26 protein-coding genes and 2 pseudogenes are annotated in these 26,390 nt (G+C 30.5%); 18 read left to right on the top strand and 10 right to left on the bottom strand.

Annotation, left to right across the window (positions count from 1 at the left end; translation table 11 throughout):
- Positions 1–174: 174 nt before the first annotated feature.
- The 6 genes and pseudogenes from LQK79_RS15005 to LQK79_RS14980 form a co-directional block, all read left to right on the top strand.
- On the top strand, positions 175–1,839 hold the full coding sequence (locus LQK79_RS15005; protein ID WP_053241608.1) for a spore germination protein: 1,665 nt from the start codon (positions 175–177) through the stop codon (positions 1,837–1,839).
- Positions 1,823–2,926: a GerAB/ArcD/ProY family transporter gene (locus LQK79_RS15000; protein ID WP_231017077.1), complete on the top strand. Its 1,104-nt coding sequence runs from the start codon at positions 1,823–1,825 to the stop codon at positions 2,924–2,926. Before LQK79_RS15005 ends, LQK79_RS15000 begins: the two co-directional genes overlap by 17 nt.
- Entirely contained in the window at positions 2,919–4,190 is a 1,272-nt protein-coding gene (locus LQK79_RS14995; RefSeq protein WP_231017076.1) for a Ger(x)C family spore germination protein, read from the top strand. The genes LQK79_RS15000 and LQK79_RS14995 overlap by 8 nt, the downstream gene beginning before the upstream one ends.
- A 14-nt stretch (positions 4,191–4,204) precedes the next feature.
- Positions 4,205–4,372 (top strand): hypothetical protein, encoded by a 168-nt coding sequence (locus tag LQK79_RS14990; RefSeq protein ID WP_157055694.1) that lies wholly within the window; start codon positions 4,205–4,207, stop codon positions 4,370–4,372.
- A 213-nt stretch (positions 4,373–4,585) separates the two neighbouring features.
- Positions 4,586–4,738 (top strand): hypothetical protein, encoded by a 153-nt coding sequence (locus tag LQK79_RS14985; protein WP_157055693.1) that lies wholly within the window; start codon positions 4,586–4,588, stop codon positions 4,736–4,738.
- Positions 4,739–4,752: 14 nt separating this feature from the next.
- Positions 4,753–5,082: pseudogene (locus LQK79_RS14980) on the top strand (class I SAM-dependent methyltransferase); the annotation flags it as partial.
- Between the two features lie 191 nt (positions 5,083–5,273).
- Here the strand turns inward: LQK79_RS14980 and LQK79_RS14975 are convergent.
- Together LQK79_RS14975 and LQK79_RS20930 are read right to left on the bottom strand one after the other, a co-directional pair.
- Positions 5,274–6,131: a polyphosphate kinase 2 family protein gene (locus LQK79_RS14975; RefSeq protein ID WP_231017075.1), complete on the bottom strand. Its 858-nt coding sequence runs from the start codon at positions 6,129–6,131 to the stop codon at positions 5,274–5,276.
- Positions 6,100–6,228 (bottom strand): hypothetical protein, encoded by a 129-nt coding sequence (locus tag LQK79_RS20930; protein ID WP_269144173.1) that lies wholly within the window; start codon positions 6,226–6,228, stop codon positions 6,100–6,102. Before LQK79_RS20930 ends, LQK79_RS14975 begins: the two co-directional genes overlap by 32 nt.
- A gap of 168 nt (positions 6,229–6,396) precedes the next feature.
- Here LQK79_RS20930 and LQK79_RS14970 point away from each other — a divergent pair, with 168 nt between their 5' ends.
- From LQK79_RS14970 to LQK79_RS14960, 3 genes and pseudogenes are all read left to right on the top strand, one after another.
- Positions 6,397–6,570 carry a hypothetical protein gene (locus tag LQK79_RS14970; protein WP_231017074.1) on the top strand — a complete coding sequence of 58 codons (174 nt, stop codon included), beginning with the start codon at positions 6,397–6,399 and terminating at the stop codon, positions 6,568–6,570.
- A 300-nt stretch (positions 6,571–6,870) separates the two neighbouring features.
- Positions 6,871–7,020, top strand: a pseudogene (locus tag LQK79_RS21220) (hypothetical protein); the annotation flags it as partial.
- A 134-nt stretch (positions 7,021–7,154) separates the two neighbouring features.
- Positions 7,155–7,817 carry a FlxA-like family protein gene (locus tag LQK79_RS14960; RefSeq protein WP_231017073.1) on the top strand — a complete coding sequence of 221 codons (663 nt, stop codon included), beginning with the start codon at positions 7,155–7,157 and terminating at the stop codon, positions 7,815–7,817.
- A gap of 156 nt (positions 7,818–7,973) precedes the next feature.
- Here LQK79_RS14960 and LQK79_RS14955 read toward each other — a convergent pair whose 3' ends face one another.
- The 4 genes from LQK79_RS14955 to LQK79_RS14940 form a co-directional block, all read right to left on the bottom strand.
- The gene (locus LQK79_RS14955) at positions 7,974–9,695 is read right to left on the bottom strand and encodes an FtsX-like permease family protein (protein ID WP_231017072.1); all 1,722 of its coding nucleotides are present in this window, start codon (positions 9,693–9,695) and stop codon (positions 7,974–7,976) included.
- Positions 9,685–10,449: an ABC transporter ATP-binding protein gene (locus LQK79_RS14950; protein WP_053241602.1), complete on the bottom strand. Its 765-nt coding sequence runs from the start codon at positions 10,447–10,449 to the stop codon at positions 9,685–9,687. The genes LQK79_RS14955 and LQK79_RS14950 overlap by 11 nt, the downstream gene beginning before the upstream one ends.
- Positions 10,450–10,521: 72 nt before the next feature.
- Complete coding sequence (locus tag LQK79_RS14945) at positions 10,522–11,514, bottom strand: sensor histidine kinase (protein ID WP_231017071.1); 993 nt, start codon at positions 11,512–11,514, stop codon at positions 10,522–10,524.
- Complete coding sequence (locus LQK79_RS14940) at positions 11,507–12,214, bottom strand: response regulator transcription factor (protein WP_053241600.1); 708 nt, start codon at positions 12,212–12,214, stop codon at positions 11,507–11,509. The genes LQK79_RS14945 and LQK79_RS14940 overlap by 8 nt, the downstream gene beginning before the upstream one ends.
- 69 nt (positions 12,215–12,283) lie before the next feature.
- On the opposite strand from LQK79_RS14940, the gene LQK79_RS14935 reads away from it, so the two are divergent.
- The 4 genes from LQK79_RS14935 (at position 12,284) to LQK79_RS14920 (ending at position 16,151) form a co-directional block, all read left to right on the top strand.
- A complete protein-coding gene (locus LQK79_RS14935) occupies positions 12,284–12,433 on the top strand; it encodes a lmo0937 family membrane protein (RefSeq protein WP_231017070.1) in 150 nt (49 codons plus the stop codon).
- A gap of 519 nt (positions 12,434–12,952) precedes the next feature.
- Positions 12,953–14,041 carry a methyl-accepting chemotaxis protein gene (locus LQK79_RS14930; RefSeq protein WP_231017069.1) on the top strand — a complete coding sequence of 363 codons (1,089 nt, stop codon included), beginning with the start codon at positions 12,953–12,955 and terminating at the stop codon, positions 14,039–14,041.
- 24 nt (positions 14,042–14,065) lie between these two features.
- Positions 14,066–14,503: a hypothetical protein gene (locus LQK79_RS14925; protein WP_053241598.1), complete on the top strand. Its 438-nt coding sequence runs from the start codon at positions 14,066–14,068 to the stop codon at positions 14,501–14,503.
- Positions 14,504–14,519: 16 nt separating this feature from the next.
- Positions 14,520–16,151 (top strand): thiamine pyrophosphate-binding protein, encoded by a 1,632-nt coding sequence (locus tag LQK79_RS14920; protein ID WP_231017068.1) that lies wholly within the window; start codon positions 14,520–14,522, stop codon positions 16,149–16,151.
- 76 nt (positions 16,152–16,227) lie between these two features.
- Here LQK79_RS14920 and LQK79_RS14915 read toward each other — a convergent pair whose 3' ends face one another.
- From LQK79_RS14915 to LQK79_RS14900, 4 genes are all read right to left on the bottom strand, one after another.
- Positions 16,228–17,235 (bottom strand): 3-oxoacyl-[acyl-carrier-protein] synthase III C-terminal domain-containing protein, encoded by a 1,008-nt coding sequence (locus LQK79_RS14915; RefSeq protein WP_053241597.1) that lies wholly within the window; start codon positions 17,233–17,235, stop codon positions 16,228–16,230.
- A gap of 30 nt (positions 17,236–17,265) precedes the next feature.
- Positions 17,266–17,691: a hypothetical protein gene (locus LQK79_RS14910; RefSeq protein WP_053241596.1), complete on the bottom strand. Its 426-nt coding sequence runs from the start codon at positions 17,689–17,691 to the stop codon at positions 17,266–17,268.
- Between the two features lie 127 nt (positions 17,692–17,818).
- A complete protein-coding gene (locus tag LQK79_RS14905) occupies positions 17,819–18,892 on the bottom strand; it encodes a 2,3-butanediol dehydrogenase (protein WP_231017067.1) in 1,074 nt (357 codons plus the stop codon).
- 376 nt (positions 18,893–19,268) lie between these two features.
- Positions 19,269–20,585: an aspartate kinase gene (locus LQK79_RS14900; RefSeq protein ID WP_053241594.1), complete on the bottom strand. Its 1,317-nt coding sequence runs from the start codon at positions 20,583–20,585 to the stop codon at positions 19,269–19,271.
- Positions 20,586–21,066: 481 nt separating this feature from the next.
- On the opposite strand from LQK79_RS14900, the gene LQK79_RS14895 reads away from it, so the two are divergent.
- The 5 genes from LQK79_RS14895 to LQK79_RS14875 all read left to right on the top strand — a co-directional run bounded on the left by LQK79_RS14895 (position 21,067) and on the right by LQK79_RS14875 (position 26,386).
- Positions 21,067–22,008 (top strand): DUF1861 family protein, encoded by a 942-nt coding sequence (locus LQK79_RS14895; protein WP_231017066.1) that lies wholly within the window; start codon positions 21,067–21,069, stop codon positions 22,006–22,008.
- 47 nt (positions 22,009–22,055) lie between these two features.
- The gene (locus LQK79_RS14890) at positions 22,056–23,318 is read left to right on the top strand and encodes an ABC transporter substrate-binding protein (protein ID WP_231017065.1); all 1,263 of its coding nucleotides are present in this window, start codon (positions 22,056–22,058) and stop codon (positions 23,316–23,318) included.
- Positions 23,319–23,407: 89 nt separating this feature from the next.
- Positions 23,408–24,349 (top strand): carbohydrate ABC transporter permease, encoded by a 942-nt coding sequence (locus tag LQK79_RS14885; RefSeq protein ID WP_231017064.1) that lies wholly within the window; start codon positions 23,408–23,410, stop codon positions 24,347–24,349.
- The gene (locus tag LQK79_RS14880; protein ID WP_053241589.1) at positions 24,337–25,197 is read left to right on the top strand and encodes a carbohydrate ABC transporter permease; all 861 of its coding nucleotides are present in this window, start codon (positions 24,337–24,339) and stop codon (positions 25,195–25,197) included. The genes LQK79_RS14885 and LQK79_RS14880 overlap by 13 nt, the downstream gene beginning before the upstream one ends.
- Positions 25,198–25,321: 124 nt before the next feature.
- Positions 25,322–26,386: a BtaManbiosPhlase gene (locus LQK79_RS14875; RefSeq protein WP_053241588.1), complete on the top strand. Its 1,065-nt coding sequence runs from the start codon at positions 25,322–25,324 to the stop codon at positions 26,384–26,386.
- The last annotated feature ends 4 nt before the right edge of the window (positions 26,387–26,390 follow it).

Here is a 26,390-nt window from a genome sequence, read left to right as displayed (position 1 = left end):
TTAATCTGCCTTGGAGTAAGAAAAGTAATATTGTTAGAAGGACAATTCAAATAAAATTTTAGGTTTATTAATTTTATTTGATGTTCTTCTAGCAATATTACTTCTTTTTTTCTACATAAAAGCCATTAAATATGAGAAAAATAAATTTGAATACAAAAGAATAAGGTGGTTTTTATGAAAAACAATACGAGTGTTGTCAAAAAAGTACTGGGACTTATCACATATAAAAAAAAGCAAGAAAAAAAAGAATTTTCTATACCAGAAGTGAATGAAAGTACAGAGGGGAATCAAAATTCTAATGATCAAAAGAAAAATACAAAAGTTCCAATTTCAAAGGATGTAGAAGATAATATCGCTTATGTGCAAAAACAGTTTAATTACCCCATAAATAAAGACATTATAGTAAGGGAATTTAAAGCGCTTGGTAAGTATAGGGCATTCATAGTATATATTGATGGAATGGTAGATAGAATAACAATAAATAATTTTATTTTGAGACCTCTATTGAATACTGAATTCTCAGAGAAAGAACAAAAATATGGTATGGACTATATGCTGGAAAATACAATTGAAACTAACCAAACAAAGAGAGTTTTTTCTTACGATGAAGTTATATCTGAGATACTTTTAGGTGATACGGGGATTTATGTTGATGGATGTGATTATTATATTTTTAACGAAACAAAAGGATATGACAAAAGAGGAGTTGAAGCTCCTAAGATAGAAGGGTCTGTAAGAGCACCTCAAGAAGCCTTTAATGAAAACTTACGTACAAATGTAACTTTGATTAGAAGAATCATAAAGAATAAAAATTTTACAACAGAATTTATGAGTATAGGAAAACAAAATAATAAGCAGTGTGCTATTTGCTATATTAATGGTCTCGTAAATCCAGCTATTGTAAGTGAAGTTAAAAGAAGATTAAATGGCATAGAAACAGGTGAAATAGAAAACTCTGGTATGGTTGAGCAGTTTATTGAAGATCATCCAATGGCCCTAATTCCAACAATACTTTCAACAGAAAGGCCAGATAAGGCAAGCACTAATATGCTTGAAGGCAAAGTGTGTATTGTAGTAGATGGTTCTCCATTTGCATTAATTGCTCCAATAACTATAATTGATTTGTTCCATACACCAGAAGATATTTCTTTAAGATGGCAATACGGAACCTTAAATAGAATTGTAAGAATATATGCTGTATTTGTAGCAACACTTCTTCCGGGATTATTTATAGCTGCAACTAATTTTCACCAGGAGATGATACCAACAGAAATTTTAATTGCTATTGCAAAAGCAAGGGAAAACGTTCCTTTTCCTACTATTGTGGAAATTTTATTAATGGAATCGTCCTTTGAACTTATACGTGAAGCAGGTATTAGAATACCAGGAGTACTCGGTAGTACTATAGGTATAATTGGAGCCATAATATTAGGGCAAGCGGCTGTACAAGCGGATTTAATAAGTCCCGTAATAATAATTATAATATCAATTACAGGTCTAGGAACTTTTGCTATACCGGATTTTTCCTTTGCTTTGGGAATTAGGATAATAAGACTACTGTTCATAGTAGCAGGATGTTTCTTAGGGTTTTATGGTATAACTCTTATGATGATAGTAATAACTATTCTGCTCACGGATATGAAATCCTTTGGAGTGCCCTTCATGTCTATATACGTTCCTAAAGTCCATAAAAATTCAGATAAAATTATAAGATATCCAATATGGAAGCAGGAATTTAGACCAGATCAATTTAATCCATTGAATGTAAGAAGACAGCCCAAGAAGTCTAAAACATGGGAAGGAGAGCAAGGGGGGAAAAATAATGGCAAGCAAAAGTGAGAAATTTGGAACATATGAAACTGTAGCATTAGTTACTATGGCAATGGTTGCAAAAATTTTATATACTAGCACATCAGCAATGATTAAGACAGTTGGCACTGCAGCGTGGTATATGACTATAATATCATGTATTATAAGTATAATATTTTTTATTTTAATATATAAGCTTATGATGAGGTTTCCTGGAAAGGATATATTTGAAATATACGAAGCTGTTTTAGGAAAGTTTTTGGGAAAGTTCGTAACAATAATTTTTTCTATGTATTTAATGTTTTACTGCAGCTCCAGTATAAGAGAATTTCTTGAGATGATAAAAAGCTACAGTTTACCATATACACCTCCTAGTGTTATTATTGGAACATTTATTTTGGTTTCAGCTTTACTTTGTTACAAGGGAATTGAAAATATAGCTAGATTTTCATATCTCATATTTTATCCTGTTTTGTTGGGTATATGTTTGATCTTAGTTTTAGCAATACCATATTATAAATTTAATTATATTAAACCATATTTGGGATATGGTTTTGAAAAAACTGCATTTATTGGATTTTTGCGCAGTTCTGCATACCAAGAGGTTACATTGTTGTGCTTTGTTGTAAGGTCTATACATGGTGTTAAAAATTTAAAAAAAACAGGATTGATTGCAATTGTATTATCAGGAGTTATTTTTGCCGTGACTGCACTTTGCTGTATTATGGATTTTGGATACGGCACTGGGCAAGAAAATATATCAGGAGTGTATCAATTATCTAGAATGATATACTACAATAGATATTTTCAAAGAATTGAAGCTATATTCCTTTTCATATGGGTTCTAGCAGCTGTTCAAAATGCTGCGCTTTCATTATATTTTTCTATAATCGCTTATTGTAAAAGTTTTAATATAAAAGGATATAGAAATTTAATACTTCCATTCTGTTTTTTCGGATTTATGGGAGCGTTAATTCCTAGTAATTTTCCACAGGTAACTGACATTAATATGATTATAATTCGTCAATATGGTCTATTTTTTTCCTTTGTGCCACCAGTAATTGTGTTAGTAATTTCTATGCTTTTAAAAAAGGGTGGTGAAAAAAACAATGTTTAAAAGAATAGGCTGTATCATAATTAGTATAATATTATTAATAACTTCTACAGGTTGTGGTGATTCTTCTGAAACTGATGATAATATTTATGCTATAACTGTTGGAATAGATAAAGGTTCGTATAATAAAGTTATTATTACAATACAATATCCAACGTACAAAAGTGGTGGCCCTGGAGGAGGTGCTTCACAAGGAGGCGGCGGTGGAGATGCTAATGTACATTCAATTGAGGCTCCAGGTGTATTAGAGGGAATAAATCTTTTAAATATGGCTATATCAAGAAGGGTTTCACTTAAGCATATTAAAATGCTGGTTATTTCTGAAAAAATTGCAAGAGAGGGAGTAGCACAATACATTGCACCATTTTCAAGGTATAGGGAACCTAGAAGGGCTATGGCCGTAGTAATTACAAATGGTAATGCAGTAGATTTTATTAAAGAAAATAAGTCCAATATAGGCACCAGTATTACAAAGTCCATAGAACTTATGGAAACACAATCAAATACTACGGGTTTTTTTCCAGATACAAAATTTTACGAGTTTTACGAAGGTATATTTAATAATTATGGTCAAGGAATTGCGACCTATGCTGGAGTGAATAATTTTAATAGGCTTATACTAAATGGTACTGAGCAAAACTCGCCTGTTATAATAAATCCAGATTATTCGCCAGGTAATCTTCCGAGAATTGGAGTTGCAAAAAGAGAATTTGTAGGAACTGCGGTTTTTAATGGAGATAAAATGGTGGGTTCACTAAATCCTTGGGAAACACGATATTTACTTTTGATAACAGGTAAATTTGATAGGGGTATATTTGGTGTTTATGATAGATTGGAGAATGAAAGTAAAATTGTATCCTTTGAATTGAAATTAGCACGTAAACCAAAGATAAAATGTAAATTTGAAAATAATAAACCTGTAATTAATATAGATTTGTACCTAGAAGGAGAAATTGCAGGCATCCAAAGCAGAGTTAATTATGCAGATTTAAACTTAATTGAAAATTTAAATAGTCAGATAGAAAATTATTTAGAAAAGGATATAAGAAAAACTATAGAAAAGACTCAAAAAAAGTATAAGTCAGACGTATTTGCATTTGGAGAGGAATTTGCAGGATATTTCCCTACAATACAAGAGTGGGAAAAATATAATTGGCTTAAGCATTACGAAGAAGCAAAGATTAATTTAAGTGTAAAGGTTGATATTAGAAGAACAGGAATTAGAACAAGGACATCGCATATTTTCTCAAATCAGGGAAAACGTTGAAAGGTGGATTTAGCATGCTTTATTTGCTTTCTTTATTTATAATAGGCTCAAATTATTATACACTAACTTATGGAATTTATTTATGGAAAAGTGAAAATAATAAACTTGGCAGTATAGGAACAATTATTATAGCAGTAATTGCGACGGTTGCTCCTATACTTGTGCTTTTTATTAAAAAATAGCTTATGTGAAGTTTTAGAAAACTTTAGATTATGGTATTATTTTTAAATCTACCCAAAGAACTGCAACAATTTTATTCTTAGAATTCATTGTAGGTATTGATACCGCAACACATGGATTTGATGTTGCGGCTAAGATGATATCAAAATTTCTAATTAGCCAGTTTATACGAATGTTGTATAATGGAATAAACGTATAATTATTGGAGGAGAATTATGGAGCAAAATAAAGCATATATAGATTCATTCAGTAAAATATGGCATAAGCTATTTAAACTTTCATATGGCAACACTGATATTGCAAAATTTAAAGAAATGAAGCGGCTATCTCCTGTTGAAGTAAGTGATAGGGAAAAAGGAACTTTCTAGCGCTTACTGGAGACGAGAAGGTTCTTGATGTTGGTTGCGGAAGAGGATTAATGATTAATGGAGTGGCACAAAGATTAAAAAGTGGTAAGGCTTATGAGATAGATATATGGAACTCAAAAGATCAGTCAAGAAACAGTAAAGAAGAGTTATTAAAAAACGCAGTTATAGAAGGTACGGAAAATAAGCTTGAAATAGTGAACGGATATATGAGAAGCATGCCTTTTGAAGACAATTATTTTGACGTGATTATATCAAGTCTTGCTATTCATAACATAGAAAACAAAGATGAAAGAAAAAAGGCAATAAAAGAAATAGCAAGGGTTACAAAACAAATGGGAAAATAGCTATTCTAGATCTTGCCAATATAAAGGAATATGCTGATATTTTAAAAGAAAATGGTTTTGAAATTAAAGAAATTACAAAAAATCAATATTTAATGTTTCCATCAATAAGAATACTTTATGCAACCCGCGTCTCTACGAAAGGTACACTATAAACAAGGTTAGACAAATTTTTTTAACGCGACGAAGCATTGTTACTTAGTCAATTCTTCTTTGTATTTTTTTAAATTTTTTATTTCCTCTTCATTTAATTTAGGGTATTCAAGCTTTAAATTTTCTAAAGTTTTTACCATGATTTCAGATATTACAAGGCGGGCGAACCACTTTTTATCACTTGGAATAACATACCATGGAGCGTTTTTGATTCCTGTATTTGCTATAGTTTCTTCATAATACTTTTGATACTCTTCCCAATGCTGCCTTTCTTTTATATCTGACTCCGAAAACTTCCAGTTTTTAGATTTGTCGTCTATTCTAGCTAAAAGTCTTTTCTTTTGTTCTTCTTTAGATATATGAAGAAATATTTTAATTGGAATTATGCCGTTATCTAAAAGGTATTTTTCAAAGTTGTTTATTTCATTATATCTTCTTTGCCATATATTATCCGTAACAAGGTCATCGGGTATGTTTTCTGTTTTTAGAAGTTTATGTACTCTTACAACTAAAACTTCTTCATAGTAAGATCGATTAAAAATTTGAATTTGTCCCCTTTGCGGCAGATGCATGAAAGCTCTGTGAAGATAGTGATGCTTAAGATCTTCACTTGAAGGCTGCTTAAAGTTAAAAACGGATGTGCCTTGTGGATTAAGTCCAGACATTACATGTTTTATAGCTCCGTCCTTCCCGGCAGTATCCATAGCTTGAAAAATTATTAATATCCCGTATTTTCCATCTGCATAAAGCTTATCTTGAAGTTCTACCATTTTTTCTATGTTTTTTTCAAGCTGTGATTTAGCTTCATCTTTGGAATCAATGTCATAAGTGCAGTGGGTTTTAATAGCTTCAAGCTTAAAGTCAGAATTATCTTGAATTTTTAATTTTGATAATTCCATAATTATCACCCCTTAAACCTAGTATAGATATATATATACCTATCAAAATCAAAGTTATACCCAAAAACATGATTTTTATCCCCTTAAGATTATCCATGTAAGTAACTCCTTTCTTTTAAAAAGGTTGTTAAAATAAAGTTGTTATATCCATAAGTTTCCTATATTCTATCATTGAACTCTATGTATAGCAATATATATTTATATTTCTAAAATGATGGAAAAAGAATGGAACCTTTTGAAAGAAGAGAAAATGTAGATTCAGGACATGCTGCACAAGGCAATGGATGGAATAATAAATCTAATTAGTAATAGGTTTAATTTAAGGAGAGTTGAAGCCATTGCATTAGGAAGTACAGTAGTTGTTGATTTAAGAGTTACTCAAGTTGTTAATGAGGTTAAGGGAGTTCATGCTGTACTTCGTCATGATGCATTTATATAATAGGATACTTATTAAAATAGGATTGCTACACTAAATCAATTCACAATTCACAATGAAGGATGATTTTCTTCCGCTTTGCTACAGAAAATGTAAAACTTATAAATGACACTATTTTGATATAAGGATTTATATAATGAACTGTACAAGTTTACATCTAAAATTCCGTAGGTCCGGAGGAATTTTTTCCTTGTACTATTGTTACCTCGCATTATTTTCACTACCTCCATTTAATTTGTTATTTTTATTATAGATGTGATAAATTAAATAAAAATAAAATAAGTATAAAAATTACATTATTATATAATAAATATATTTTTGGTTGCTGGATTTTCATTTTCAGGTACTGAAATAGTTGGACTTGCATTTGCAGCTAGTATTATGAATGCAGTCATTCTTACGCCGGTACTTTCTTGTGGCAATTTAGGACTTTATGTGGCATCACGTATGCTTTAAATAGGCGTGTTATCATGCTTATTTTTTATTTGAAAATAATTTTGGAAGTTTATTCATTTGTATAAATAAATTTAATCAATGTACGATTATAATATTGTAATTTAATCATAAATAGGGGGGATAGGATTATTATGGTACAAGGTATTTCTAATGTAAGTCATAGTAGTTATATACCAGCTAAAAATAAATCAAGTGATGACACTGACAACCAGATTAAATCACTCCAAAGCCAGGCAGATGAATTAAAAAAGCAGATTTCAGAAATACGTTCTGGTAAGGCAGGTAATGGTAGCGATATGCAAGAAAAAATAAAACCATTACAGGAGCAAATTGAGGAAATTGAGGCACAAATTCAAGAACTGCAAGTAAGCAAAACAACTGATAAAACAGATGATAATAATGTAAGTGATAATAGTAAAGTAAATGGTAATAATGAAAATAGTGCGAGTGAAGATTCAATATTAATGTATGGTAGTGTATATAATGAAATTAGCAAAATAGATAGTGTAGGAAAACATTTAAAAGGAGAATCAGCAGTACTTAAGTCAGATGCCGATGTGGATGAGAGCTTAGGAAATTATAGAGGAGCTGCAAAAAAGAGAAAACTTGCTGCTGGAGATGAGGCCCGTGCAAATTCAGTAACTCGTAAGGTATCTAAGCTAGAGAAAAAAGTGATGGATTTGGGAGATAAAATTAATAAAGAACAAGATAAGAGCGATATTGACAGGTATACAGGTGAAGGTAAAGCTGCAAGTGATTCGGATAAAGGAAAAACAATAGATGAATTGGCATAATTTTTCCAAAAAGTAATTTGATATTACAATTCAAATTACTTTTTGGAATGCAGTTTAATTGTTTGAAAATATTTTGTCTCAGTAAAATAGCAGTAAATAAATTGAAAGCACAAGTATATTAATATAATTATTAAAGAGTGTACTACTAAAGCTGCCTTAAAATAATTTCTTTTCATTTGAAGAAGGATGTATAAGAATCCAAGAGTACTTCCTAAAATTGTTGGTACAAAAAAATATAAGTTTAATTTGAAATGATATGATTTTTTTCATCTCTAAACCGGTAATACCAATTCCACGTAATTTATTATAGGTATCCAATGTATCGTCTATTTCTGAAAATAACTTAAAACTTAAAATACAGCCGCAGGATATAAAAAATAACACTCCAATAAAAAGCATTATAAATAAAAAGAAAAGATTTTGTGCTTTCAAAATTTCATAGGTATTGTATTTTGAAACTGATTTTGCAGAACTATTTAATTTCTTTTCGTATTTCATACCCATAGTCCAATTCTTTAAGTTTATAGCATGATAGGTTTTTATAAAATTAGGGCTTTTATTTTTTATTATATTGGTATAATCATCATCGCTTATAATGAGCATATGCATGTTTGAAGCATTAGAGTTTATTATAATTTGCCAGATTTCATAGGAATAAGATAATTCATATTTATTATTAAAATCATCAGATAGCAAAATACTTCCTCTATGCCAAGGTGAACTTTCTGGTATGCTGCGTGAAGTTAGAGTTATAAATTGTCCGTCAGGTACATGTATATGTTTATTTGCAAATTTATTAAACTGGCTTTGAGATATTATATTTATTTTTGAGGATTTGTTTCTTAAATTAAGCGTTATAAATTGCAGTTTTTTTTCTATTAAAATGTCATTAGTATTTACTAAATTTGCTAGAGAATTAGAATTTTCAATGTACACTAAATCATATGGATTTTCAATGTTTACTTCTTTTGGAGTTTCAACGTAAGAAGAGTAGGCAAGTCCAATAAAATAAATGGCAATGCAGCTCAAAATAGAAAGTATAAATATTATTTTTTTATTTTCATCAAATTTATAACTTATTTCTGTAATGGTTAGTAGATTTCTATGATAGAAGCTTTTTTTTCTTTTAGTTATCCACAAAGTCAGATTTCCAAGGCAAGTTATCAACAAGTAAGTACCAGAAAAACATAATACTGTGGATAAAATAAGTCTATTATTTTTTGAAAAGTATATTATCACGTATGATAATATCACGGTACATAATCCCAATACTGCTAAGTAAGCGTAGTTTGAGCCTTTGGATTTTATAAATGCACTTTTGCATATATTATTTATTTTACTTGAAGTAAATCTGTTTATAATTAGAACTACAACGAAAATAACTATAAAAGAGCATGTAGTAAGCAAATAGTTTTTGTAGCTAAGGTTAAAAGCTAAAACATTGAGATTTAGTATTTTAGTAACTATCATAAAAAAAAGTCTTCCAAAAACGGAACCAGAAATTAAACCAGTGAGCAAAGAAGAAACAGCAATAAATAAATTTTCAAATAGTATTAATTTTTTAATATCATGTTTATTCATGCCAAGTATTGAATAAAGCTCAAATTCTTTTTTTCTGCAGTTAATAAACGAGACATGGGAATAGCTCATAAAAACTATAGAAAATAGTATAAGAGCGATTAATGAAGAATATATCATTGTTTTAATAGCTGTGCCTTCTTTACCAAAACTAGTTATACTGCGGTTTATATCGTTATTTAAAATTAAAGTAGTATACATAAAAAATACAGTTATAGAAAAGCTGCAGCATAAAAAATAAGATAAAAACTTTTTGAAGTTTGCTTTGAAGGTTTTAATTATGATGTGATTAAAATTCATAGGATACTCCTCCCAAGATAGCTTCATAATCAAGGATTGTATCTAAAAATTCTTTTCTATTGTGTTTTTTTATAAGTTCAGTGCTTGTCATGCCATCTTTAATAAAAATAATTCTACTGCAAAAGCTTGCGGCGAATGGGTCATGAGTAACCATTATTATAGTACTCTTATTATTTTCATTTATTTTCTTAAAACAATTCATGATTGAATTAGAAGACTTTGAATCAAGATTTCCAGTTGGTTCATCTGCCATAACAAGCAGTGGATTGTTAACTAAGGCACGGCATACAGCAGTTTTTTGCTTTTGTCCACCAGAAACTTCGTTTGGATATTTGTTTTTTATATTATAAATATCAAAAAGTTTCATTAGTTCATCAGATTTATCATTTAAAAGCTTTTCTTCTTTCTTATCTAAAATCATTGGAAGCATAATATTTTCTTTTAAAGATAGGCTGTCCATAAGCTTAAAATCTTGAAAAACGAAACCTAATTTATGTCTTCTAAAAAGTGATAAATCGTCATCATTTAATTTATTTATGTCTTCATTATTAATTTCAACTGTTCCAGAGGATGGCTTTTCTATACCAGAAAGAAGTTTTAAAAGTGTGCTCTTGCCGCTCCCAGAAGCCCCCATAATACCAACAAACTCTCCAACCTCGATTTTAAGATTTACGCCTTCTAGTGCATGTGCCTCATTTGCGCTGTTTTTCTCACTATAAACTTTAGTAAGGCCATTTGTAATTAATATACTCATAATATGATTTCACCTACTTTCACCATATATATTAAATCATATCTAAAAAAGTATCTATTGAAGTAGTTTTTATTAATCTTTCATTTTTGCAAGATAAGAAATGGTAACTTCAGTACCTTTTGAAATTTCAGAAGTTATACTTATTGTGTGACCTAAGTTTTCACATATGGTATGGCAAAGGTACAAACCAATTCCTGTTGAATTTTTGCATTTTCGACCGTTTTCTCCTGTAAAAAATGCATCAAATACTCTATTCAAATCCCAGGCAGGTATTCCGATACCTTCATCTTTTATGGTTAAATAAATTTTGTTCTTAATTTCCTTTGTAATAAAATATATATACTTAGTTTCTTTTGGTGATTTCGAGTATTTTATTGCGTTGGATATTATCTGGCCTATGAGAAATTCGTTCCATTTTTCATCTGAAAGCATCCATATATCTTCAGAGTGAAGCTGTAACTTTGGATAAACATTGTTATATATAAATTCATCACTTCTTTGGGATATAATTTTTTTCAGTGATTGAGCAAGATTTGATTCCGTAGGTATATAATCTTTAGAAAATTCATTGAGTCTGAACATTGTAAGTATGTTGTTTAAGCTTGAATATATTTTTTGAGTTTGACTTTTTATAGGTGAAGCTGATTTTTCTGCAATTAAATCTATGACATTTAAATTTCCTTTTATGTTGTGGATCCATTGGGATATGAATTCTCTTTCTTTTTTTATATCACTTTTGGTTATTTTTAATTCCCTCATGTAATTCTCATGGAGGCCTTTAATTGCGTACAAGGTTAACTTTTGCTGTTGGATGCGAGTTGAAATATTATAGTAAGGATTTTTTATTATGTCATTTAGACTTGCAATAAAGCCAGTATATTTAAACCATTCTATTAAAATAAAAATTAAGTACAGAAAAATAGAAATACTTAAAGGATAAAGTATTTCAGCTTTTTCTTTATTCAAAAGATTAAAAAATAATATTATAAAAGAGCTATTTAAGAAGAAGATTGTTGAGATTAGATTGTCTTTAACAAAACATGAAATTTGAGAACTTTTATTCATCTTGTTCACCTTCAATTACGTTAGAATTGAGCATATAACCAACACTTCTTTTGGTCTTTATAATTTCTTTTAAACCTAGTATTCCAAGTTTGTTTTTAACCCGTGTGATGTTTACAGACAAATTATTATCATCAACGAAAGAACCCGTGTCCCATAAATCTTTTATAAGGATTTCCCTTGTAACTATTTTATTTTTATTTTGCATTAGATTTTTTAGTAGTCTAAATTCATTTTTAGTAAGTTCAACAAATTTATCTTTGTAGGTAAGTCTAAAAGTACTTTCATTTAAAAGCAGTTTTCCTACGGTATAGAACTCACAACTTGTTTCTTTTTTTGTGTCATAAACTCTCCGTAAAACTGCTCTAATTTTTGCTGCTAGTATTTCAAAACTAAAGGGCTTAGTTATATAGTCATCTGCGCCAAGTTCAATTCCCATGACCTGTTCCATTTCCTTATCTTTAGCAGATACTATTATAATTGGTATATCAGAGGTCTTCCTTAATTTTCTGCATAGGTAGTATCCATCATTGTATGGTAAGTTTATATCTAGTAAAATTAAGTTAGGACAGCTTTTATATATTCCATCCTCAATGTTTTTAAAGTCTTCTATGATTTCACAGTCAAATCCCATGTTTTCAAGTTTTTCTTTCATAATCAAACTTAATTCGTAATTATCTTCAACAATTGTTATTTTAGTCATGAAAATCCACCACCTTTGTATTATAATAATATCATAAAACTTATAAGAGAAGAAAAGGAGGAACAGAAAATGAAGCTTCTTAGAACTATAGGCGGGATAATAGTATTTTTTGGGGTCTTAGGACTTGTATTTAGAATAGGTGGATTTTTAATACACTGGTTACTAGTAGCTGCGGTTGCAGTTTTTATATATGACTTTATAACGGGAAAGAAAAGATAAGCTGAAAAATTCATGAAAAAGGGGCTGTCGCATTAAATATAAAAAATAGTGACATCCCCTTAATTGCTTTTTGAAATATAAATTTTGTAGAAAAAGTAAAGAGGATACTAGATAATGCAATATTTTATGCTTAAGGTTTATAAAACTTTTATGAATTTTTATGTATTGTTTAATTAAGTATTGATTTTATTATAAAAATTTGGTACTAATATTATATACAATGTTAAATAAATCCTATAAATATATATTCTTGTATATTTTTATATATTTTTTAAAAAGCTATTGTCGTTATTTACAGTATTTTGAGTTTTTATCCTAATTAATAAAAGAAATTTACCGAAAAACAAGGGGATAGAGTCATTATTCTAGAAGAGAACTAAGAGTGAAAAGTTAGTAGATTTATATCAAAGGAATCTTTAGTGGTATCACTTTGTAAAATTGCTTAGTTTTACATAGGGCTCATCTGGATTTTATATAACTTTGTATTAAATTTATAAATAAAAATTAGGGGGAAGAAATTTGAAAATTTTTGAGAGAATCAAAAGAAAAAATGCCAAATCAGAACATAGGAATGAAGAGGTCAAGAAGAGTATTCAAAAAAATACTAATAGTGAGGTGAATGCTGAACTTTGTAGTAATTTGGATGATTATGGACAAGAAATATCAGCCGCTCTATCTCAGTTATCTGAATTTAGCGATAGCCAAGCAGCAAATATAGAACAATTTTCTGCTGCACTTCAACAGATATCTAGTGGTGTTCAGCAAACTTCTCAAAATACAGAAAAATCGTCTGAATTTGTGACCAGTGTAAAAAATTCTGTTGAGGTACTTGTTGAATCAATTGAAGAAGTTGCAGCCGCTTCAGGAAATATGACAAATGAGTCTCAAAAAGCTCAGAGTGCTGCCGAGGATGGAAAAAAAGTAGTAACGAATGCTATAAATGCAATGAATAATGTATCTACAAAAATAAGTGACTTAGTGGATTATATGACAGCTTTAGGTCAGGCTACAGAAGAGATAGGCAAGATTGTATATATGATAAATGGCATAACAAACCAAACTAATATGCTTGGATTAAATGCCAGTATAGAAGCTGCTAGAGCAGGTGAATATGGTAAGGGATTCGCAGTAGTAGCTAAATCGATAAAAGAATTGTCAGATAAAAGTAAAAGTGCAACTGACGGAATAAGCAAATTAATCATAGATATACAAAATAGAATTAATGAAGCTGTAGATAAATCAAGAGAGGGACTCTCAGAACTTAAATCAGGAATAAATTTAGTAGATGCAAGTGGAACATCTATAGAAAATATAATAGAGGTAGTAAATAAAACTTATGAATATTCTAATTCTATCACTGAAAGTACTAAGTTACAAAATGAATCAAGTAAAGGTATAGCAAAATACATGGATGAATTAAATGAAAATATTTCAGAAATAGCTTCTACAACTATGCAGGAATCTTCTGGAATGCAGGAGGTAACAGCTGGTATTGAAACAATTAAAGAAAACGTAGATGAACTAGCTTCTGGAATTAAAGAAATAAATGAACTTTCACAATATATTGTTGATAATTCAAATAAGTTAAAAAGTAATCTAGAAAAATAATTTAAATACTTGGAGGGAAGAAATATGAGCTATGATGTACTTAATGATTTGTTTGATAAAATAGGAAAGGTTACACAATTGACTGATATAGCTTATCATGAGATAAGAAATGGAAGGTTAAATCCAGTGCATAAGACTAATACAGATGTGTTAGGAATTGATAAGTGGAAAAAAGGACATGCTGAAAATCCGGTTTATATTGATAAAACACTGGTTCTAAGACAGATAATTAATGGTGCTAAATATATACATATTGATAATACGAAAGAAGATAAGAGATCTTCTGAAGCTTTTTTCTTTTTCGGTGTAGATAGTATATTAATTGTACCTGTACATGACAAAAGTAAAGCTCAAATAAAGGGAATAGTATGTATTGTTTCAATTAATAAACTTCATAATTTTTCTGATGAACAAATAAATAAATGTTTAGAATTAGTAAAGAATTATGAAGACTTAATATAATGGGAGATGTATTATTTTGAGAATATCTGATGCGATTTTAAAATATTTGAAGATGCTTGATGTCAAATATATTTTTGGACTACCAGCTGGAACTGTGAGTCCACTCTACGATGCAATGAATGATGAAGATATAAAACCAATTGTTGCTAAGAACGAAGGCGGAGCTGCATATATGGCTGCAAGATACTCGAGTATATCTGGAAATTTAGGTGTTTGTATTGTGGCTGGAGCCGTAGGAATAAATAATATGATAAACGGTATTGCAGATGCGAATAGAGCAAAGGCTCCTGTGCTTGTTATTTCTGGGTATGTTAATAGGTGGCAAATAGGTAAAGGTGCTTTACAGGAATTAAATACCGAAGATATACTAAAGCCTATCACGAAATATAGTAAAACTGTAGTTGATGAAACACAGGTAATTAGTGCCGTAAAAAAGGCTATAGAAATAGCATTAACACCACCATATGGTCCTGTTCATGTTTCAATTCCATTGGATGTCCAACTGTTAGAATGTAAGGATGATTTTAAATGGGAATTTATAAATAACTATAAAAAAGTTCTACATTACGATGCTGCAGCTGTGAAGGATGCCATTTCAGTAATTAATAATTGCAAATCTGGTATTGTAATGGTTGGAAATGGATGCAGAAAGGTAAAAAATGAAGTTAAGGAATTAAGTAGTCATCTTAATTGGCCAATTGTAACAACTCCTGAAGGTAAAGGAATCGTGTCTTCAGATTTTGCGCTTAATTATGGAAACTTTGGATATTCTAGTACTGATGCGGCTTCAAATTTAGCATATTCAAAGGAAATAGAATGTCTTTTAATTTTAGGTACAAGCCTTGGAGAAGCTTCTACTTGTAATTTTAATGAGGAACTTGTAAAAGGTAAGAAGGTAATTCATGTAGATTGGGATTCAAAGGAATTAGGAAAGGTATTCGACGAAGATATAAAAATTAATGGAGATTTAAGATGTGTTTTACCGGAATTAATAAAAGGTACGGATTCAAAGAATCAACTTAATATAAAAAGACCTGAATTAAATTCTCCATATGTAAACAATCATACAGGTTTATCTTTAAGATTATTTTTAGATCAAATTACAGGCTTACTGCCAGATGATACTATGTATCTTTCTGACTTAGGCGAATTTATGAATTTTGTGTTCAAATATTTAAATGTACCAGCAGAAGGAGATTTTGAAGTTAATCTTAACTATGCTGCTATGGGATCAAGCATTGCTGGTGCCATTGGCGCTTATTTATCCCAAAATAAAAGGAGAACTGTTGCAGTATTTTCAGGTGATGGATCCTTCTTTATGAATGGTATGGAGATTTTAACAGCTAAAGAATATAAGCTTCCAATTATATATTTCATAATAAATAATTCAATGCTTGCCTATGTAGAACATGGACACAAGTTTTTATATGGAAGAGGTCTTGAGGTATTTAAACAACAAAGAATTTCTATATCTGAATTTATGAAAGCGGCTGGTGTAAAAGCTATGAGCATAAGTGATATAAAAGATATATCTAATATTAAAGAATTCACTGCTAATTTAGATGGCCCTTGTGTTATTGAACTAATAACTGATGGAACTGAACCAGCGCCTATAATGGATAGATTAAAGTCTTTAAAGAACGAATAAAAAATAGGGTAAATACTTCTATGACAAAATAAAAGTATTTACCCTATTTTCTTAATATTGTGAAGTTAAATATGTCTTATAGCTTATAGGACATCATCATATTGCTACTGCCTATTCCGGTTCCTCCAAATACTATGAGATCACCTTCATTAATAAGTTTCTTATCAAGAGCGTCTTTTAATGCGAACATCTCACAGCATAAACCTGTATATCCTATTTCAGGAGTAAGGAAGTTATACTTATTTTTGTAATCTTCAACATTTAGCTTTTCTAAAGTATCTACTATCATTTTTTCAACAAACTGTGACATGATAAAGAATTTAACATCAGCTATTTTATATTTTGTATTTGCAATAGTATTCTTTATCATGCTTGCCCATATAGTTGGATATTCAGATGTATCAAAAGGATATGATTTTAATTTGCCTTCTTCTTTATCTGTTGAAGCTGATCTCCAGTAACTTGAAAATCCATGTATTGGGTTTTGAGTAGCATCATGAAATCTAGAATCAGTTTGGCATTCCGTAGATAATATGCCTCTTTCAAAGTCTTCTTCTTTAGCTTCTAGAAGAATAGATACAGCAGCATCGCTCATAGTGGCATATGAAAGAGCATCATCTTGTCTAGAAAAAGCACTCATTAGTGTACTTGCAACAACTAAAGCTTTCTTATATTTTGGATTTCCTTTTAAAAGTGTACTTGCTAAGTTTATAGCAAGTACAGCACCCATGCAATCAGCATTAATATCAAAAGCTAATGCATCATTTTTTGCTCCTACTGCGTGATGTATTTTTATAGCATTAGATGGAGTTAAATACTCTGGAGTATTAGAAGCAAATATTATAATGTCTATATCTTCAGCTTTTACATTAAAATTTTTAAGTGCTTCTAAAGACGCTTTAGTTCCCATTGTAATCACATTTTCATCATTGGAAGCTTTGTATCTATATTTTCTATTTATTGAGGCTAAAAGATTTCTAATATCGATATCTTGCTTATCAAAATGCTCTATATATTTTTCGTTTCCTATTTTATTTCCAGGAAGATAAGTTTCGATACCTTTAATTAAAGTATTTCTAAACATTTAATCACCAGCTCTTTTAAATTTTAGCTTTTAGTATCCTTGTGAATTTAACCATTCTTCGCATTCTTTAGTATCTGTAAAAGCTTTTTGAGCAAGTCCAGATTTTTTAGAAGCCATATTTAACTGCATCTTAACAACAGCACTATCAACTATTATAGCGCCTCCAAAAAAACCTTTACTTTTACAATTTTCTAAAAGGTTATTCATTTTTTCTGAAATTGCAGATGCTTTAAATTGTCTTAAATCTGTTATACATGCCCATTTATGCCCCTTGAACACTGGAATCATTTTATCCATTACATCTTCTGTAAATCTTTCAATATCTGCTTCCTTCCATAGCCCGATCGTTGTCTGATACAATCTGTTTTTTATAGGATCTGCTTTAAGTTCGTACTTACCTTCCTTATCTTTGATTACACTAGAACCATTAACATTTTCAATTACATTATTACTCATCTCATATATCTCCTTTACACTTAAGTATATTTTTATACATAACTATAATTCTGCGCAAAAATACAAAATCCTTCCTAAAGAAATAAAAAATGATAAATAAAAACAAATAACGTCAGTTTATGAAAATTTATAACAAGTTTTTATCAGGAGTGACTAATATTTTTATATGCTTCTTTTTTTCTGCGCCAGCTAATATTTCAAACCCTTCTTTTACAAGATCATCTAGGTGAATTTTTTTAGTAATCCATCCATTAGCTTTTATTTTTCCGTTACCCATAAGTGAAATTGTTGAAGGATAGTTATTTCTATATCCCATAGTTCCAACAATTTTTTTCTCAGTAAATACTAGCAAATTAGGATTGAATTTAATATCATTTTCCCAGACGCTTGTTACTACTAATGTTCCGTCAGATTTTAAACTGTTTAATCCTGCTAAAAAGCATGATTCGGCACCAGTTGTTTCAAAAACAGCATCAACGCCTTTACCTCCAGTTAATTTTTTAATTGTAGAAGGGATATCAACTTCATTTGGATCTAAGATTATATCAGCACCAGCATTTTTAGCATATTCTTGTCTTATGGATTTTCTTTGAAGACAGGCTACGAAGCTTGCACCAGCGGCTTTAAGGCATTCTATTGTACCAAGACCTATAGGACCGGCACCTAAGACTAAGGCAGTTTCTCCAATTTTAAAGTTTGCTCTAGCTATAGAATGCATTCCTACTGTGATTGGTTCTACTAATGCAGCTTTATCAAAGGAAAGCTCATCTGGAATTTTATGTATGAATCTCTCTGGAAGTGAGGCATATTCAGCAAAACCTCCTCCAGTGCCGCAAATTCCATATGCTCCAACAGACCAGCATAAATTGTATTTCCCTTCTAGGCATGCTGGACATTTGCCGCATACTACCATAGGCTCTCCGACTACTCTATCACCGACTTTTATGTTTTTAACATTTTCACCTATTTCAACTACTTCACCCGAAAATTCATGGCCTAATATAACCGGAGCAGTAGTTTTGCTTAAAGGATGAGGATGTTCTACTGGAATCAATATAGGGCCAGCTAGATACTCATGCAAGTCTGAACCGCATATTCCACACCATTTAACCTTAATTTTTACAATGTCAGATGAAACTGTTGGTTCTTTTGTTTCTTCTATTCTTACGTCCTTTCTTTTATACCATAAAGCAGCTTTCATAAATTTTCCTCCTTACATAATTTAATTTATGGGGTTGTTGCACTAAGAAATTAGTGTAAGCCTTCTTTTTAACAAAAAATGCAGTTTTTGATCAAAAACTCGGGAAAAGGCGCATTTTTGTTAAAAATTTGGCATAAGAAGATTATACTATTTATGGTGTGTGTTATCAAACAATACTTATATTAGTATGATAACAAATCAACGTATCCAAAGGGGGGCTTTATCTAATATGGTAAGTTTGCAAGAAAAGCTGCCTAAAAAAGAGCCTCTATTAGTGATTTTAAAAATCGCTAATACAGGCTCTTTAAGTTAGTTTATTTTTATTTAAGGCTATGTTTTAAAAGAATGTTGATTTTTGCATTTATTTAACAAAGCATTAGTTAAAAGTATTGTAGATAGCTCTTACGGCTTTTTCAAAATCAGCATTTTCTACACCAACGGTCACATTTATTTCGCTGGAGCCTTGATCTATCATTCTAATATTTACTTTTTCACCCGAAAGTGCAGAGAATATTTTTGACGCTATTCCTGTACTTTTGGCCATACCGCGCCCAACTGTGGCGACCAGGGCCATATTAGGATGTACTTCTATTGAGTCAGGACTGCATTGTCTTTTTATTTCGTCTATTACTTTTTCACATTTGTTTTTAAGTTGTGAGTCCTCAATTACAAGTGAAACAGAATCTACACCGGAAGGCATGTTTTCGAAAGATATCCCATACATTTCAAGTATAGAAAGAAGTCTTCTGCAGAATCCAATTTCTGAATTTAAAAGAGCTTTTTCTATTGCAATTACAGTAAAGTCTTTTTTTCCTGCAATACCTGTTATAGTTCCAAAGCGGGCAGGTTCTTCAGTATCATTGACAATTAAAGTACCGACATCTTCTGGCCTATTTGTGTTCTTTATATTTATAGGAATACCAGCATCACGTACTGGGAATATTGCTTCCTCGTGCAAAACAGTGGCCCCCATATAAGAAAGTTCTCTAAGCTCCTTGTAAGTTACTTTTTCTATTGTTTTAGGGTTTTCTACTATTCTAGGGTCGGCCATTAAGAAGCCAGAAACATCTGTCCAGTTTTCGTATAGATCAGCACCTATTGCTGAAGAAATAATTGAGCCTGTTATGTCTGAGCCACCGCGAGAAAAAGTTTTTATATTTCCATCTGTATCACAGCCGTAGAAGCCAGGTATAACTGCTTTGTCATATTTTAAGACAGTTTCTCTTATGCTCTTATATGTTTTGTTTTCATCAAAATTGCCAGATGCATCAAAAAATATTACGGTTGCTGCATCTATAAATTCGGCACCTAAATATTTAGCAAGTACTACACCGTTAAGATATTCTCCTCTGCTGGCAGCATAATCACTGGAGGCACCATTTTCTATGTCCTTTCTTACTTTTTCAAGATATGTATCTATGTTTACATCTATGTTAAGCTCATTCACAATTTCTTTATATCTTTGAGATATAAGCTTGAATACATCATCAAAAGGTATTCCATTTTGTACATGAGCATGACAAAGGTATAAAAGATCAGTAATTTTGTAATCTTTACTGTTTCTTTTACCTGGGGCTGAAGGTACAACGTATTTTCTGCTGCTATTACCTTCTATTATTGATTTAACTTTTTTAAATTGATTTGAGTCTGCAAGAGAGCTACCTCCAAATTTTGTTACTATAAGCCTGTTCATTTTAACCACCCTTTTTAATATTGTTTGATTTAAGGATTATCGTGCGGAAACTTAAGTTATACATGTTTCAAAATGATATGTTCAAGGAATTAGAGACATGCATAGCTTTAGTTGAGGCATTAATCCTATATATAAAAAACTTTCCCCTATAAAATAAATGTGTGTGTTTTTTTAAAATCTTTTAATGATTATTTATATATTATACTATGGTAACTTATAAAGTAAATAGTAATAACTGAATTAGTGCTTAAAAGTGAGCAGAATAGCCATTCTTATATTTAAAAAAGATTCTGAAGTTAAGTATGAGCATTGAATAAATATTCAATATGTGTTTTACTGACGTACAGGTGTAATAGATAGGTAAATAGGTGAATTTGATTTTAAATTTAAAATTAAAGTAAAATGCAATTGAAATTAAAGCAAAACTGTTTTAACATTTAAATGTAAACGTTAATATTACATATGAATTGGGGGACTATGAATGGAAACTACTTTAAAAGTTAAAAATGTAACTGAACTTTTACTTGAATTTTCTAATAAGAATTTACAAAGCTATTATTCTAAGCGGTTAAATTTTAAGGGTGTGAATGAAAATGACGTATATAATATTACAGCTCCATTTAAATATGGGCAGGATACTCTAATAGTTGGACGAGTTGAAAAAAGAGATAGTGAGAATTCAGAAGCAGTATTTTTTAAAAGTGTAGGTAATGATATATGGGTTAAAAAGGATGACATGCCTATTTTAAAGCTCCAAGATCCGTTTATAACAAAAGTTAGCAATGAGTTTATTTTGGGTGGGGTTGAAATAAGGTACAAACAAGATGATAAAAATAGTATCCTTTATAAAACAGTTTTTTATAAGGGTAATAACTTAAATAGACTTCAGAGGTTTGCAGAAGGCCCAGAACTTATGAAAGATATAAGACTTATACAATTAAATGACGGAAAGATTTTAGTTTTTACAAGACCTAAAAATGAATTTGATGGTGCAAATATAGGATATTTAATTTTAAATTCTTTAGATGAGTTAAATTCAGAGAATATATTAAAAGCAAAGCTTCTTAAAAATCAATTTATTAAGGATGAATGGGGAGGGGTTAATGGCATTTATAAATTATCAAATGGATTAATTGGAGTTTTAGGGCATATTGCTAAATTTGATAAGGATGGAAACAGACATTATTATTCAACGAGCTTCGCATTTAATGTTGCAACAGGAGAAACATCACCAATGAAAATAATAGCTACAAGGAAAAATTTTGAGGATGGTGATTATAAGAGAAAAGATTTGGTGGATGTAATATTTAGTGGAGGAATTGTGAGAAGAGATGATGGCAAAGCAGAACTTTATTGCGGAGTAAGTGACGCAGAAGCTCACGAAATAGAAATTGATGATCCATTTATACAATATGAAAAATAAGCTTTATGATAAAACTTATTAAATATAATAGAAAAGGAAGGATTCTTATGAATAGTAAATGGATAAAAGAGGTAGGATTGTTATTAACTTTAGTTTTAATTACAACAACTTTTTACGGCTGTGGAGCAAATGGCGATTTTCAAAAAAATACCAATAAAGTAACTTTAAAGGTAGCAACTTATGCAGGTGCCAGTGAATTAAAGGAATATCAAAATCTTGTGAACAAATTAAATGCTAAATCAAAGAATTACAAATTAGTAATTCAAAGTATACCGTCAAATTATTATCAAAAAATTCAAACCATGATATCAGCTAGACAAGCACCTGATTTAATGTGGTTGTCTCAGGAATATATACCTATGTATGCCAAGGTAGGAGCAATCATGGATATAACGAATAAAGCTGAAAAAGATAAAAAAGTTGAGCTTGAAAATTATTATGCTGGACCTCTTGACACTGCGAAATATAAAGAAAAATTATATGGGCTTCCATGGATAAGTCAGCCAGTTGTTATGTATTATAACAAAGCTTTATTTAAGGAAGCTGGAATAGAAGAACCAAATGGAAGTTGGAAATGGGAAGACTTTGATAATGCTGCAAAAAAACTTACAAAAGATAAAAATGGTGATGGAAAAATAGATCAATGGGGTACGGTAATAGATGGTTGGCCACCAATAAATACATGGGTATGGACGTATGGTGGAGAAACAATTGATAAAAATGGAAGGATAAAATTAGGCTCTCCAGAGGCACTTAAAGGATTAAATATGCTTTCTAAAATGATAAATGTGGACAAAATTTCTCCGGATAAAGAACAAGCTCAAAACATGGGTGATGCTCAGTTATTTGAATCTGGGAAAATAGGTATGTTCTTTGGAGGAGCTGGCGATGACATAGAAAATCAGGTAAATGAAAAATTTAAAGTTGGTATGTCTGAAATACCGTATGAAACTAAAAAGAGTACATTTAGCTGGATTGCATCTACTGTTATATCATCGCAAACTAAAAATAAGGATGTTGCATATGAAGCTTTAGTAGATCTTACAAATGCTATTCAAAAGTGGAAAATAGTTTCGCCTACAAAATCTGGGCTTAGCAATGTAATTAAGGTAAGACCTGAAAAGGCTTATGCTTTAGACGTAATTAAGAAATCATCAGCTTATGCAAGAGGTTTTAACAATCAAGAAAAGGAAGCGGAAATCGATACTGCATTAAGCGATGAATTATATGAACCAATTTTGTACAATAAAAAGACACCAGAGCAGGGGATAAAAGATGCGGTAGATAAGATTAAATCTATTACTGAATAATAATTAAAAAGGTTTTAGCGCACAAGCTACATTAGAAGTGGATTGTGTGCTAAGTTTTAGATTTAAGGAACTTTAAAGGAGTTGTCTGTATGAAAAAATTTTTAAAAAAATATGCAGGGTTTTTATTTATATTACCTTGGGTTTTAGGATTCATAATTTTTAATTTAATTCCTATTGTACAAGCTCTTTATTTTGGATTTACAGATTGGAATTCACTTACTGCACCTACCTTTATAGGATTCAAAAACTATATAGATTTGTTTCACGATAACCAGTTTATAAATGCATTAACTGTAACTGCTAAATTTGCAATTTTTTCTGTCCCTTTAGGTATATTGGCATCACTAACATTGGCTGTGTTTCTTAACAATAAAATTAAAGGAATATCTGTTTTTAGGACAATTTTATATTTACCGGCCGTAGTTTCAGGAGTTTCCATAGCCTTGTTGTGGAGATGGATACTTGATAAAAACTTTGGACTTATTAACATGGTATTAGCTAAGATTGGTATAAGCGGACCGGGCTGGCTTTCGGATCCAAATTGGGTTCTGCCATCATATTTATTGATAGCTGTGTGGGGAGCTGGTGGAGGAATATTAACTTATCTTGCAGGACTTCAAGACATACCTAAAACTCTTTATGAAGCAGCTGAAATAGACGGCGCAGGTTGGTTTGAAAAATTTACAAAAATAACAGTTCCTATGCTATCACCAATAATATTTTATAACTTAGTAATGGGTATAGTAGGAGCTTTTAGAAAGTTTAATGATGCGTATATCATAGGTGGCGCTGGAAACCAGGGTAAGTTTTATATGATTTATTTATATGAAAATGCATTTAAATATTTCAAAATGGGATATGCCACTGCTATGGCATGGATATTATTCTTAATAATTTTAATTTTGACCGCATTGGTATTTAAGTCATCAAGTATTTGGGTGTTTTATAGTGGAGAAGTTAGTTCAAGTAAAAAAAGAAGGTTTTCTAAAAAGTTATTCAAAGAAGGAGGCAGGAAAAATTGCAAAATGTAAAGAGGAATTTAGAAAGGCGTAGATCTATATTAATAAGAAATATTTTTATATACCTTTTTTTAATTATATGTTCAATATTGTGCATATTGCCACTTTTGTGGATGATTTCGACTTCCTTAAAATCAAGTAATATTATATTTCAGGTGCCGCCTGAATGGTTTCCACATAGTTTCCACTGGCAAAATTATGCTAAAGCTGTTACAGAAATAAGTTTTTTAAAATATTTTTGTAATACAACCATTATAACAGCTATAAGAGTTTTTGCAGAGGTTTTTGTATCTGCAATGGTAGCTTATGGATTTGCAAAATTTAATTTTCCGGGAAAAAATATATGGTTTTTGATTTTATTATCTACCATAATGCTTCCAAGTGAAGTTACATTAATACCTGTTTTTAATATGTTTACAAGATTAAATTGGATAAATACATTTCTTCCATTAACAGTTCCTTGCTTTTTTGGAGGCCAAGCTGTATTTGTATTTTTGCTAAGACAATTTTTTATGTGCCAGCCAAATGAATTGATGGAGGCTGCAACTTTAGACGGAGCAAATAAATTTCAAATATTTTATAAAATTTATTTACCAATATCTAAACCGGCATTAATAACTATAGGAATAATGTCATTTCAGGGTTCATGGAATGATCTACTTGGACCTCTTATGTATTTAAATGATAGTAGTAAGTTTACACTTCAACTGGGATTAGCTATGTTTAATGGAGCACAAAAAGTGGAATGGGGACCATTAATGGCAGCGTCCTTATTGGTCTTATTACCGATGCTTATATTATTCTTTACATGCCAGAAATATTTTGTAGAGGGAATAAGTTTTACAGGAACAAAAGGATAAATAAAAATGAATCAATCGTATTGAAGGGTTATCATGTTGAAATTTAATTTTCACATGTTTTCAAGACATTGTGAGATATGTATAAATTAATATTTGAGCTGATAACCTTATAGGAGGCAGAGAAATGAAAGTATATCGCTATGAAAAAAACCCAATAATTAAACCTCAAGATGTAAGACCATATATAGATGGATTCCAAGTTATAGGCACTTTTAATGCAGGAACTGCTAGATATAAGGATGAAACTATACTTCTTTTGAGAGTAGCAGAGAAGCCTATAAATAACAATCCTGAAAAGATAAAAGCTGCATATATGAACCCTGAAACCAATAAAATAGAAGTTAGAGAATTTGATAAAAAGGATAAGAATTATGATTTTTCTGACTCAAGAGTTATAAAAGATAATATAAAGAAAGATGGAAGCTTTAAATATTTGACGTCAATATCCTATATAAGAATTGCAAGAAGCAAAGACGGAAAACAATTTTCGGTAGAAGATTTCCCGTTCATATTTCCGGAAGGTGAACTTGAAGCTTTTGGAATTGAAGATCCAAGGGTGTCTCAAATAGGCGATGTTTACTACATATATTTTAGTGGAGTTTCAAAATTTGGAATAGGTGAAGTAATGATCAAAACAAAAGACTTTAGAAATAAGGAAAATTGTGGTATGATATTTTCACCAGAAAATAAAGATGTTGTAATATTTCCTGAAAAAATAAACGGAAAATATTATGCTCTTAATAGACCGGCATCAAAAAGTGTTGGAGATCCTGAAATTTGGATTTCTGAGTCAGATAATTTGCTATATTGGGGTAATCACAAACACTTAATTGGGCTTAGAAAAAATAAATGGGATAATGGAAGAATAGGAGCTGGTGCTGTTCCTATAAAAACTTCAAAAGGCTGGCTTGAATTATACCATGGAGCAGATAAAAGTGATAAATACTGTATAGGTGCGCTACTTCTTGATTTAAATGATCCAAGTAAGATAATAGCTCGCTGCAATAATCCAATATTGGCACCAAGGATGAATTACGAAACGGATGGATTTTTTGGCAACGTTGTATTTACATGTGGTGCTATATGTGAAGACAATATTATTAAATTATATTACGGTGTATCAGATACTTCTATGGCTTATGCTGAATTTCATTTAGAAGATGTACTGAATTTTATAAATGTGAACTAATAAA

Source organism: Clostridium guangxiense (genome assembly GCF_021043395.1).
Classification (GTDB): Bacteria; Bacillota; Clostridia; order Clostridiales; family Clostridiaceae; genus Clostridium_S; species Clostridium_S guangxiense.
This window is presented reverse-complemented; position numbering and strand designations above follow the sequence as displayed.